At 61.4% G+C, this 12,060-nt stretch carries 10 protein-coding genes; 5 read left to right on the forward strand and 5 right to left on the reverse strand.

The annotated features are described in order from the left end of the window. The first annotated feature begins 101 nt into the window (after window positions 1-101). Window positions 102-743, forward strand: a complete 642-nt coding sequence (locus tag RV1423_RS18660) for a LysE family translocator (protein ID WP_231502354.1) — start codon at window positions 102-104, stop codon at window positions 741-743. Here the strand turns inward: RV1423_RS18660 and RV1423_RS18665 are convergent. Beyond that, the gene (locus RV1423_RS18665; protein ID WP_051516774.1) at window positions 740-1,573 is read right to left on the reverse strand and encodes an AraC family transcriptional regulator; all 834 of its coding nucleotides are present in this window, start codon (window positions 1,571-1,573) and stop codon (window positions 740-742) included. The two genes, RV1423_RS18660 and RV1423_RS18665, sit on opposite strands and share 4 nt — an antisense overlap. A gap of 81 nt (window positions 1,574-1,654) precedes the next feature. Between RV1423_RS18665 and RV1423_RS18670 the strand changes: the two genes are divergently transcribed. The 3 genes from RV1423_RS18670 to RV1423_RS18680 all read left to right on the forward strand — a co-directional run bounded on the left by RV1423_RS18670 (window position 1,655) and on the right by RV1423_RS18680 (window position 6,806). Next, window positions 1,655-3,760 carry a molybdopterin-dependent oxidoreductase gene (locus tag RV1423_RS18670; RefSeq protein ID WP_034299863.1) on the forward strand — a complete coding sequence of 702 codons (2,106 nt, stop codon included), beginning with the start codon at window positions 1,655-1,657 and terminating at the stop codon, window positions 3,758-3,760. Beyond that, window positions 3,742-4,833: an aminopeptidase gene (locus RV1423_RS18675; RefSeq protein ID WP_034299866.1), complete on the forward strand. Its 1,092-nt coding sequence runs from the start codon at window positions 3,742-3,744 to the stop codon at window positions 4,831-4,833. The genes RV1423_RS18670 and RV1423_RS18675 overlap by 19 nt, the downstream gene beginning before the upstream one ends. A gap of 290 nt (window positions 4,834-5,123) precedes the next feature. Continuing rightward, a complete protein-coding gene (locus RV1423_RS18680; RefSeq protein ID WP_034299868.1) occupies window positions 5,124-6,806 on the forward strand; it encodes a long-chain-fatty-acid--CoA ligase in 1,683 nt (560 codons plus the stop codon). A gap of 79 nt (window positions 6,807-6,885) precedes the next feature. Here RV1423_RS18680 and RV1423_RS18685 read toward each other — a convergent pair whose 3' ends face one another. The 4 genes from RV1423_RS18685 to RV1423_RS18700 all read right to left on the reverse strand — a co-directional run bounded on the left by RV1423_RS18685 (window position 6,886) and on the right by RV1423_RS18700 (window position 9,992). Next, window positions 6,886-7,503 carry a 2-dehydro-3-deoxy-6-phosphogalactonate aldolase gene (locus RV1423_RS18685; protein WP_034299871.1) on the reverse strand — a complete coding sequence of 206 codons (618 nt, stop codon included), beginning with the start codon at window positions 7,501-7,503 and terminating at the stop codon, window positions 6,886-6,888. A gap of 22 nt (window positions 7,504-7,525) precedes the next feature. After that, on the reverse strand, window positions 7,526-8,494 hold the full coding sequence (locus RV1423_RS18690) for a 2-dehydro-3-deoxygalactonokinase (protein ID WP_034299874.1): 969 nt from the start codon (window positions 8,492-8,494) through the stop codon (window positions 7,526-7,528). A gap of 15 nt (window positions 8,495-8,509) precedes the next feature. After that, entirely contained in the window at window positions 8,510-9,460 is a 951-nt protein-coding gene (locus RV1423_RS18695; protein WP_034299876.1) for a 2-hydroxyacid dehydrogenase, read from the reverse strand. Between the two features lie 67 nt (window positions 9,461-9,527). Next, window positions 9,528-9,992 (reverse strand): acyl-CoA thioesterase, encoded by a 465-nt coding sequence (locus RV1423_RS18700; protein WP_034299879.1) that lies wholly within the window; start codon window positions 9,990-9,992, stop codon window positions 9,528-9,530. A gap of 143 nt (window positions 9,993-10,135) precedes the next feature. Here RV1423_RS18700 and RV1423_RS18705 point away from each other — a divergent pair, with 143 nt between their 5' ends. Next, on the forward strand, window positions 10,136-11,995 hold the full coding sequence (locus RV1423_RS18705) for an ABC transporter ATP-binding protein/permease (RefSeq protein WP_034299980.1): 1,860 nt from the start codon (window positions 10,136-10,138) through the stop codon (window positions 11,993-11,995). The last annotated feature ends 65 nt before the right edge of the window (window positions 11,996-12,060 follow it).

Here is a 12,060-nt window from a genome sequence, read left to right on the forward strand (position 1 = left end):
CCAGGCATCGATCCGGCGTCTTCCGCCGTCATCCGCAATTTTGTTCAATACGCCGTACGGAGCGCCGTCTAGCATCGTGACTTTTGCGATCATGGAGCGGCATGAAAATGGTGTGGCAGGAATTTGCAATGCTGGCGGCGGCGCACTGGCTGGCGCTGATCAGCCCCGGTCCCGATTTCCTTTTGCTGTTGCGCAATGCGCTGCGCCACGGCCGCCGCAACGGCGTCGGCACGAGTCTCGGCATTGCCTGCGCCAACGGCGCGTACATCGTCATGGCATTGGCGGGCTTCAGCCTGTTGCAGCGCAGTCCGTTCTGGCTGACGGCGATGAAGTTGCTGGCGGCGGCATACCTTGCTTATATCGGCTGGGCCTTCATGCGCGTCAGTCGTTCGCCGCGATCGCCGGCGCCGACAGGCGAAGCCGGCCTGGAACATGTGCGTGCAGGCTTCCTGGGCGGCTTCGTTGCCGGTTTTTTCTCCGGCGGACTCAATCCGAAGAACGGTCTGTTTTATCTCGGCCTCTTCACGCTGATGGTGAGTGCAGGCACCAGCATGGAAATCAGGATGCTGTACGGCCTGTGGATGTTTGCCGCGGTATTCGCCTGGGATGCGGGATTGGTGTTTGCGATATCCGATGCGCGCATCGCTGCGCATATCGAACGCCATTTCGCGCGCGCCGAATGGCTGGCCGGCGCGATTCTCCTGTTGGGCGGACTGGCGCTGGCGATTGCCGGCTTGTCTTAGGAAACCAGTTGGTATTGCGCCGGCGTTGCCGCGACGCGCGACTTGAATATGCGGTGAAAATGACTCTGGTCGGCGAAACCGGTGCGATAGGCGACGTCGGCCAGCGGCAGGCCGCGCCTGAGGAAATCGCGCGCGAGGTTGATGCGCATGTCGAGCTGCAAGGCATGTGGCGTCATGCCGAATTGCGCGCGGAACTGGCGTATGAGCTTGTAGCGGCCGATGCCGGCCAGTTGCGCCAGCATGTCCAGGCCGATCTTGTCGCAGCAATGGGCTCGCAGGTAGTCGCGCACCGGTTGCAGATCGGCAGTGTTGTTAGCGAGTCCGGTTGTCGCGTCGGCGGATTGCCATTCCGCGAACAATTCGCACAGCGAAGCGATCAGCACGGTTTCCTTTTGCAGCGCGTCTTCCGCATTGTGCATGGCGGCGCTGATCTCATCCATCAGGGTGCAGGCCCGGGGTGAACGCATGACCTGCGACGCCGGCAGGGCGCCGATGCCGCTTTCCTTCAGCAGCTTCAGCAGCCATGCCTCGTCGATATGAAACATCCGGTAACCCCAGCTTTCCCGGTTGACGGGATTGCATGAGTGCACCTCGTTGGCGGCGATCAGCACCACATCGCCGGGCCGGATGTCCGTCTGCCGTTGCGGCAGCGAAAAGACGCTGGCGCCGGCGTCGACGATGCCGATAGAAAAGGTAGGGTGCGTGTGCGGCGCATAGCAACTGACGCTGCCGACGGCGCGCCTGCCTTCGAAATACGGCAGGACGGGATCGCGCCAGAATTCGATGGTAGGCGCTACGGTGGGCAGGAGAGAAGATTGCCGGAATGACATCGGTAGCTTTATAAAGAATGAGGCATTTTAAGATAAAGTGACAGCTTGCCGCTCAATCCCACCGTCTGTTTCCTTATTGCCATGAATTCTATCTCCGAATCTGTCATCGTCCGCGCCGCCTGTCCGCACGATTGCCCTGATACGTGCGCCTTGCTGGTCACCGTGAAGGACGGCGTCGCCACCGACGTGCGCGGCGATCCCGAGCATCCGACCACCGCCGGCGTGTTGTGCACCAAGGTATCGCGCTATACCGAGCGCACCTATCACAAGGATCGCCTGCTGCATCCGATGAAACGCGTCGGCAAGAAGGGCGAAGGCAAGTTCGAGCGCATCGGTTGGGACGAGGCGCTGGATACGATCGCCGCACGGCTTAAGGAAGTCGCGACACGCAATCCGCAAGCCATCCTGCCGTACAGTTACGCGGGCACCATGGGCCTGGTGCAGGGCGAGTCGATGGCGATGCGTTTCTTCAACCGCATCGGCGCTTCGCTGCTGGACCGCACGATCTGCGCCTCGGCCGGCGGCGCTGGCTACAAGTACACGCTCGGCACCCGCATCGGCGCGGATACCGAGCATGTGCAGGACGCCAAACTGATCATCATCTGGGGCGGCAATCCGATCGCCTCCAACCTGCATTTCTGGACCCGCGTACAGGAAGCCAAGCGCCGCGGCGCCAAGCTGATCGCCATCGATCCCTACCGTTCGCTGAGCGCCGACAAATGCCACCAGCACGTCGCGCTGCTGCCGGGCACCGATGCGGCGCTGGCGCTGGGCATGATGCATGTGTTGATCAACGAGAACTTGCTTGATGCCGACTACATCGCGCAGTACACGCTGGGCTTCGATCAGTTGAAGCAGCGCGTGCAGGAGTGGCCGCCGCAACGCGTCGCCGAAGTCTGCGGCATCGGCGTCGAAGAGGTCGTCCAGCTTGCGCGTGAATACGGCAGCGCTGCCCGGCGCGGCGAGATCACCATGATTCGCGCCAACTACGGTTTGCAGCGCGTGCGCGGCGGCGGCATGGCGGTGCGCAATATCGCCTGCCTGCCGGCATTGGTCGGCGCATGGCGCCATGCCGGCGGCGGCTTGCAGATGTCGACTTCGGATTCTTTTCCGAAAAACGGCGCCTTCCTGCAGCGTCCGGATTTGATGCTGCAGCATGGCGTGTCGCCGCGCACGATCAACATGAGCACCATCGGCGACGATTTGCTGCGCGAGTCGTCGGCGGGCTTCGGTCCGCGCGTGGAAGCGCTGATCGTCTACAATGCCAATCCGGTCGCGGTCGCGCCTGAGTCGGGCAAGGTGGCGCAGGCGTTTGCGCGCGAGGATTTGTTCACGGTGGTGCTGGAGCACTTCCAGACCGATACCGCCGACTATGCCGACATCCTGTTGCCGGCTACGACGCAACTGGAACACGTCGACGTGCATGCGACTTACGGTCATGTCTACATGATGGCCAACAACGCCGCGGTTGCGCCGCTCGGCGAAGCCAAACCGAACACCGAGATATTCCGCCTGCTGGCGGCGCGCATGGGTTTCGACGACGACTGCTTCAAGGACAGCGACGACGCCATCGCGGCGCAGGCCTTCGACCGCAACAACCCGCGCGCTGCCGACTACGACTGGGAGCGCCTCAAGCAGAAAGGCTGGCAGCGTTTGAACATGCCGGTTGCACCGTTTGCCGAAGGCGGTTTCGGTACCCCCTCGGGCAAATGCGAATTCTATTCCGCGCGCATGCTGGCCGACGGCCTCGATCCGCTGCCGACGTATATTCCGCCCTATGAATCGGTCGCCAGCAATGCCGTGCTCGCGGAAAAATATCCGCTGGCGATGATCTCGCCGCCGGCGCGCAATTTCCTCAACTCGTCTTTCGTGAACGTGCAGAGCCTGCGCGATACCGAAGGCGAACCGCATCTCGACATCCATCCGGACGACGCCGCCGCGCGCGGTATCGTCAGCGGATCGGCGGTGCGTATTTTCAATGATCGCGGCAGCATGATGGCCAAGGCGCGCGTGACGCCGAAAGCGCGCCCCGGTCTGGTGGTGGGTTTGTCGATCTGGTGGAAGAAGTTCTCCGGCGACGGCAAGAACGCTAACGAAGTGACCAGCCAGCGCCTGACCGACATGGGCAATGCACCGACGTTTTATGATGTGCTGGTGCAGGTGGAAGCATGCGCGCAAAGCGCCTGACGCAATCATCCCTCATGGCCGGGCTGGTCGCAACCAGCCTGCTGCTGGCCGGGTGTACGTCGCTGGGCTATTACACGCAGGCGGCGCACGGACAATTTTCATTGTTGGCGCAGGCCAAGCCGATTGATGATTGGCTGGCCGATCCGCAGACGCCGGAACGCCTGCGCGCCAAGCTGCAAACCGTGCGTGAAATCCGCCGTTTCGCGGTTGAACAATTATCCCTTCCCGACAATGGCAGTTACAAGAGCTATGCGCAATTGCAGCGCCCCTTCGTGGTATGGAACGTGGTGGCGGCGCCGTCTCTATCGCTGACGGCGCGGCAGTGGTGTTTTCCGATCGCCGGCTGCGTCGACTATCGCGGTTATTACAGCCAGCAGGATGCGCAGCAATATGCCGACGGCCTGGTCAGGGACGGCTACGATGTCCAGGTGCTTGGCGTGCCGGCGTATTCGACGCTGGGCTGGTTCAACGATCCGGTCATGTCGACCTTCATCAACTATCCCGACGGCGAGCTGGCGCGCCTGATCTTTCATGAGCTGGCGCATCAGACGGTGTACGTCAAAGGCGATTCGCAATTCAACGAATCGTATGCAACCACGGTGGAAGAACTTGGCCTGGAGCGGTGGCTGCAGGCGCGGCATGACGACAAGCTCAGCGTGGCGTACAAGGTCTTTGCCGGGCGCAAGCAGGATTTTCTTGAACTCTTGCTGAAATACCGGTCCCAGTTGGAGGCCGATTACGAGAGCGATGCCAGCGACGCCGACAAACTGCAACGCAAAGCCGCGATCTTCGATGCATTGCGTGCCGAGTATCAGCAACTCAAAGCGCGCTGGGGCGGCTTCACAGGATACGACCGCTGGTTTGCAATGCCTTTGTCGAATGCGCATCTGGCGCTGGTCGGCACGTATCACGACCGGGTACCGGCGTTCCGCGCGCTGTTCCGCCAGGGCCGGGGTTTTGCCGATTTCTTCGAACGCGTCAAGGCATTGGCGGCGCTGGACAAGAAGCCGCGCGAGGAGCAACTGGACCGTCTGCAATCGGCGCAGTCGATACAATCGGCAGCGGCAAAATGAGAAGGGTGGCGGCACCGATTTGGCAACAACGAGGTTTGTTGCTAAATTGACATTTTTTCATTAAAAGTTGCCGTTTTGGAAAAGATGGAGCAAGGTATGATCCGGCTCAGCGATTCCCTGCCGGAAATAAGAAATTTTCTTAAATCTTTGCAAAATACTTGCCCTTAATCTGATTGGTGGATAGCATCTGCAATAAATAAAAACACAACCGTGCTTTTTTTTTGCAGTGCGCGCCCAAGCCGTGGGAAATAACCCGGCAGCCGCTCTGAACCGGAGACAAAAGGAACAATATGGATAAATTCTGGCTTGCATCTTATCCCGCAGGCGTCCCCGCCGACATCGACCCGAACCGCTACCAGTCGTTGGTGCAGTTGATCGACGAAGCTTTCATCAAGTATGCCGACCGCAAAGCCTATGTCTGCATGGGCAAGTACCTGAGCTACGGCGAACTGGATCGGCTGTCCAACGCGCTGGGCGCCTGGCTGCAAAGCACGGGCCTGAAGAAGGGCGCGCGCGTGGCCATCATGATGCCCAATGTGCTGCAATATCCGATCGCCATCGCCGCCATCCTGCGCGCCGGCTACACTGCGGTGAACGTCAATCCGCTGTACACCCCGCGCGAACTCGAGCATCAATTGAAAGACTCCGGCGCCGAAGCGATCTTCGTGCTGGAAAACTTCGCCTGCACGCTGGCCAAGGTGATCGCCAACACCAGCGTCAAGCATGTTGTGGTCGCGAACATGGGCGAATTGCTGGGCGGGCTCAAGGGCGCCATCGTCAATTTCGTCGTGCGCCGCGTCAAGAAACTGGTGCCGCCGTTTTCGCTGCCGCAGGCCATCGCCTTCAAAAAAGCGCTGGCGCTGGGTGCAGGCAAGAAGCCGGTACCGGTCGTGGTCGGCCATAACGATATCGCCTTCCTGCAATACACCGGCGGCACCACCGGCATCGCCAAGGGGGCGGTGCTGACGCATCGCAACCTGGTCGCCAATGTGCTGCAGGCGGAAGAATGGCTGATGCCGGCCTTGAAGCAGGGTGCCAAGCTGGATCAACTGGTGTTCATCTGCGCGCTGCCGCTGTATCACATCTTTGCGCTGACGGTCTGCAATATGCTGGGCACGCGCGAAGGCGCGCTTAATGTGCTGATCCCCAATCCGCGCGATATTCACGGCTTCATCAAGGAACTCGCCAAATACAAGGTCAACACCTTCCCGGCCGTCAATACCTTGTACAACGCGCTGCTGAATCATCCCGATTTCGCCAAGCTGGATTTCTCCGGTTATCGCTGCTGCGTCGGCGGCGGCATGGCGGTGCAAAAGGCGGTGGCGGACAAGTGGAAGAAAGTCACGGGCTGCGCCATCATCGAAGGTTACGGCTTGTCCGAAACATCGCCGATCGCCAGCGCCAACCCTTGCACCATCAGCGAATACACCGGCACCATCGGCTTGCCGCTGCCGTCCACCGACATCCAGATCCTGGACGACGACGGCAACCCGGTACCGCTCGGCCAGCCGGGCGAAATCGCCATCCGCGGTCCGCAAGTCATGGCCGGTTACTGGAATCGTCCTGATGAAACCGAGAAGGTCATGACGCCGGATGGTTTCTTCAAATCGGGCGACGTCGGCATCATGGACGAGCGCGGCTACACCCGCATCGTCGATCGCAAGAAAGACATGATCCTGGTGTCGGGCTTCAACGTCTATCCGAACGAAATCGAAGGCGTGGTCGCTGCGCACCCGGGCGTGCTGGAATGCGCCTGCGTCGGCGTGGCGGACGAACACACCGGCGAAGCGGTCAAGCTGTTCGTGGTGCGCAAGGACAAGTCGCTGACCGCCGAGCAATTGATGGCGTATTGCAAGGAACAGTTCACCGGCTACAAGAAGCCGAAGTACATCGAGTTCCGCGATGAACTGCCCAAGACCAATGTCGGCAAGATCCTGCGCCGCGAATTGCGCGACGAGAAGAAAGCCGCCTGATTCTTCCGATCCGGCCATAAAAAACGCGACCCTGAAAGTCGCGTTTTTTATGGCCGGAAGATGCGACTGAGGTTTGTTTTCAGGTTTGCTTCCAGGCGCTGACGAAGGCGTCGGCATTCTGTCTGACTTGTGCCGCAGTCATGCCGGGTTTGTATAGCGCCGAGCCAAGACCGAAAGCCGATGCGCCGGCGGCGGTGAATTCCTTCAAGCTGGCCGGCGTGATGCCGCCGACCGGCGCCAGCACCACGCCGGCAGGAATGACGGCGCGCCAGGCCTTGACCACAGCCGGGCCGAGTTGCTCCGCCGGGAACATCTTGAGGATATCCGCGCCTGCCGCGAGCGCGGCGAACGCTTCGGTGACGGTCGCCACGCCCGGCGCGCTGGCCAGGCCGGCTGCGGTGGCGGCACGGATTACTTCGGGATCGCTGTGCGGCATGACGATCAACTGTCCTTCCGCATCTTTCACCTGCAGCACCTGTTCAGGCGACAGCACCGTACCGGCACCGACCATGCAGTTGGCGGGCAGGACGCTACGCAACACGCGGATGCTTTCAAAGGGCTCGGGCGAGTTGAGCGGGACTTCGATGATGCGAAAGCCAGCCTCGTACAAGACCGTGCCGACGGCTTCGACTTCGTCGGGACGGATGCCGCGCAGGATCGCGATCAGTCCGCATTGTTTCAGTGATTCCTTGAGCATGGCGTTTCTCCAGTGGTGCCGCTTAGCCGAGCAGTCCGGCTTGCCCGGCGATTTTCCACAAGCCGCGTTCGGTGGCGTGGGGGGCGATGTCGATATGCTCCAAGCCGTACAGCTTGAGCGCGGTTTGGTAACGCGCGCACAGTTGATCGTCGCCGATCAGGATGATGCGCGGCGACGCCGTGCAGCCGGCGGCCTGGCGGGTCGATTGCAGCGCGGCGATTTCATGGCCGATCAGCAGCCCCGACAAATAATCCGGCTGGCTTGCCGCGCCGAGTTCGCCGACCAGTCCCAGTGTGCGGCTGCTGAAGATATTCGACAGGACGCCGGCGCGGCCCTCGTCCGACCGGGCCACGCGCAAGCCGCGCTCGAATGCGGCATGATCGGTCTGTTCGCTGTGCTCCATGGTGCGGCCGAGGATGGTGTGCTGGCTCAATGCTGCGAATACTTCGCCGGTCATGAAGGTGTCAAAATGCGTCACGCGTCGCTCCTGCACGCGCACCCATTTGGAATGCGTGCCGGGCAGGCCGATGAGGATTTCATCGTCGCCCTGATACGACTCCAGTGCGCCGACGATCTGGGTCTCTTCGCCGCGAATCACATTGGGCAAGACCGAACGCTGCAACAGGCCCGGCACGATATGCAATATGCGGCCGGCGCCGAGATCGACGCGCGTCAACTGCTTGCCGACGTCGCCGACGGCAAGGGGGATTTCCACATAATGCGCTTCGCGCCAGCCCTGGGCGCTGCCGACCATGCCGGCCGCGATCGATGGCGTGGCGGGCGCATCCGGCGTGGTGCGCAGCCAGTCGCCGCAGGCTGCGTCGAAGGCCTTGGCGAAACCGGCGTCGCGGCTGCCGCCGTCAACTGCGGGAAGATGCATGATCCCCCAGGGCAGGCTGCGTTTGTCGAGGACTGCCCCATCCTCGCCGAGACGGTAGGCGCGCAGCGACGTGGTGCCCCAGTCGAGCGCAATCAGCCGGGTTGTGCTCATGCTCGCGTTTCCGGCTTAGCGCGGTACCGGCGTCAGCACCGGTTTACCGCTGAAATGCGCCTGCAGGTTGTCGAACGCCAGGTCCGCCATCGCAGTGCGCGTGACGACGGTGCCGCTGGCCATGTGCGGCGTCAGCGTCACGTTGTCCAGCTTGGTCAGCGATTCCGGAATGTTCGGTTCGTTCGCGAAGACATCGAGACCGGCGCCGGCGATCCGGCCTTCCTGCAATGCCTTGATCAGCGCGTCCTGGTCGACCACCGAGCCGCGTGCGACGTTGATCAGGAAGCCCTTGGGACCGAGCGCATCGAGCACCTCGGCATTGATCAGCGCACGCGTACCGGCGCCGCCCGGCATCGACAGGACGAGGAAATCGACTTCGGACGCCAGCGTCTTGAGGTTGGCGACATAGCGGTAACCGACGTCGCTTTGCGGCGAGCGGTTGTGATACGCAATGTCCATGTCGAAGGCGGCGGCGCGCCTGGCGATGGCCTTGCCGATGCGGCCCAGGCCGACGATGCCAAGGCGGGCGCCGGTAACCTTGGCGGTCAGTGCATGAGGGCCTTTGGTCCATGCGCCGCTGCGGGCGAAGCGATCGGCATGCGCAATCTGGCGTGCGGTCGCGAGCAGCAGCGTCATGGCGAAGTCGGCAACATCGTCGGTCAGCACGTCGGGCGTGTTGGTCACTTCGATGCCGCGTTCGCGTGCCGCCACGGCATCGACGCCGTCGTAGCCGACGCCGAACACGGAGATGATTTCCAGCGCAGGAAAGCGCGCGATGAAGTCGCGCGTCACTTTGGTTTCGCCTTTGGAGGCGATGCCGCGGATGGACGGCGCAATGGCTGTCAGCGCTTCTTCGCTGAGAGCGTTGAGGTCGTGACAGATGAAGTTGTCTTGCAGGCGCTGCATCAGGTGCGGTAGCAGGCTGGCGGCGATCAGGATGTCGGGGCGTGAGGATGTGGAAGTCATGGGGCTGGTTTTAACGGTGAGTGGAAAGACAGGCCCGCAGTGGGGCGAGCCTGTCCCGGGGATGGTTTCAGGCAGCGCTCCAGCCGCCGCCGAGTTCCTGCAGCCCGATGGCGGAGGGGCTATCGTCGGATTCCAGGGGAGGCAGGTTGCGAGGCTTGCGGTTTTCGTCGGTGGCGACATAGGTCAGGGTGGCTTCGGTGACCTTGACGACCTCGGCTTGCAGGCGGTTGCGTTCCGCAAAGACCTCGACGTTGACGGTGATCGATGTGTTGCCGACTTTGACGATGTCGGCGTAAAACGACAGCAGATCGCCGACGAAGACTGGGTGTTTGAACAAGAACGAGTTGACCGCGATGGTTGCCACACGGCCGTTGGCGCGTTTGGTGGCAGGCAGGGAACCGGCGATATCGACTTGCGCCATGATCCAGCCGCCGAAGACGTCGCCGTAGACATTGGCGTCGGCCGGCATCGGCATGACCCGGAGATGCGGAGACTTGCCCGTAGGCAGCGCGGTGTTGTGCGGAGTTGTCATGGCTTTCCTTTTAAAAGCGTGAAGTCTTGCAGACTCTTATAATGCGGAAGATCAGGAAGAAACTCCTAGTTTATAGGAGTCGCGGCGATCCTGCGTCGTTCCTTGCACAAAACAAAAGCATCATTTTTTCGGTCAAATCCTTCATGCGTCGATCTCCGTCCTCTTCCGTGCCGCCGCCCGCGCGCAGCGCTTCCGCTCCCGCGCACAGCGACTGGCAAACACTGGGCATGCTGCTGCCTTATCTGTGGACCTACAAATGGCGCGTGTTGCTGGCGCTGGGTTTCCTGGTCGGCGCCAAGCTGACCAATATCGGCGTGCCGCTGCTATTGAAGCAACTGGTCGACCGCATGACCATCGGCCCCAACAATCCGCAAGCCCTCCTGGTGTTGCCGCTGTCGCTGCTGCTGGCCTATGGCGCGTTGCGCCTGGCGACCACCATTTTTACCGAACTGCGCGAATTCGTTTTCGTCAAGGTGACGCAGCGCGCGGTGCGTACGATCGCGCTGCAAGTGTTCCGCCATCTGCATTCGCTGTCGCTGCGCTTTCATCTGAATCGCCAGACCGGCGGCATGACGCGCGATATCGAACGCGGCACGCGCGGGGTGTCGTCGCTGGTGTCGTACGCGCTCTTCAGCATCTTGCCGACGCTGATCGAGATCGCGCTGGTGCTGGTCTATCTGGCGCTGCATTATGAAATCTGGTTCAGCGTGATCACGGCCGGCGCGCTGGCGTTGTATATCGTTTTCACCATCACGGTCACCGAGTGGCGCACGCATTTTCGCCGCACCATGAACGATCTCGATTCGCGCGCCAATTCCAAGGCCATCGATTCGCTGCTCAACTATGAGACCGTCAAGTATTTCGGTAATGAGGATTTCGAGGCGCGCCGCTATGATGAAGGTTTGCAGCGTTACGAAATCGCCGCGATCAAATCGCAGTCTTCGCTGTCGCTGTTGAACTCGGGCCAATCGGCCATCATCGCCGTCGCGGTGACCCTGATCCTGTGGCGTGCCACGCAAGGCGTGATCGACGGCCAGATGAGCCTGGGTGACCTGGTGCTGGTCAATGCCTTCATGATCCAGCTATACATCCCGCTCAATTTCCTCGGTGTGATCTATCGCGAAATCAAGCAAAGCCTGGCTGACATGGAACGCCTGTTTTCGCTGCTGGAGCAAAACAAGGAAATCGCCGATGCGCCGAATGCCGTGCCGCTGGCGACCGGCGGCGCAGCGGTGCGTTTTTCGCATGTCGATTTCAGCTACGAGAGCAATCGCCAGATCCTGTTCGATGTCGACTTCGAGATCGCCGCCGGCACCACGACAGCGGTGGTCGGACATAGCGGTTCGGGCAAGTCGACGCTGTCGCGCCTGATGTACCGCTTCTACGACGTCGATGCCGGCAGCATTTCGATCGATGGCCAGGATTTGCGTGGGGTGACGCAGGCTTCGCTGCGCAAGTCCATCGGGATCGTGCCGCAAGACACGGTGCTGTTCAACGACTCCATCGAATACAACATCGGCTACGGCAAGCCCGGCAGCAGCAAGGAAGAAATCGTTGCCGCCGCCAAGGCAGCCTACGTGCATGATTTCATCGAATCGCTGCCGGACGGTTACGAGACCACGGTCGGCGAGCGCGGACTGAAATTGTCCGGCGGCGAAAAGCAGCGCGTGGCGATCGCGCGCACGCTGCTGAAGAATCCGGCGGTGCTGATCTTCGATGAGGCCACATCGGCGCTCGACTCCAAAGCCGAGCAGGCGATCCAGGAGCAACTGAGCGAAATTGCCCAGAACCGCACCACGCTGATCATCGCGCATCGCTTGTCGACTATCGTCGATGCGCATCAGATACTGGTTCTGGAACATGGCCGTATCATCGAGCGCGGCACGCACACGCAACTGTTGATCGCCAACGGCGCTTACGCACAGATGTGGGCGCGGCAGCAAGCCCGGGACGATGATGACGAGGACGCTGCGTCCGTGTCGCCTTCCCTGCAACTGGCGTAATCCGGCGGGTCGAACAACAACGCGAATATTGTCGGCGTCATGCCCTTCTGAAGTGGGAAGAACGA

The sequence above is a fragment of the Herbaspirillum sp. RV1423 genome (assembly GCF_000577615.1).
Taxonomy (GTDB): Bacteria; Pseudomonadota; Gammaproteobacteria; order Burkholderiales; family Burkholderiaceae_D; genus Herbaspirillum.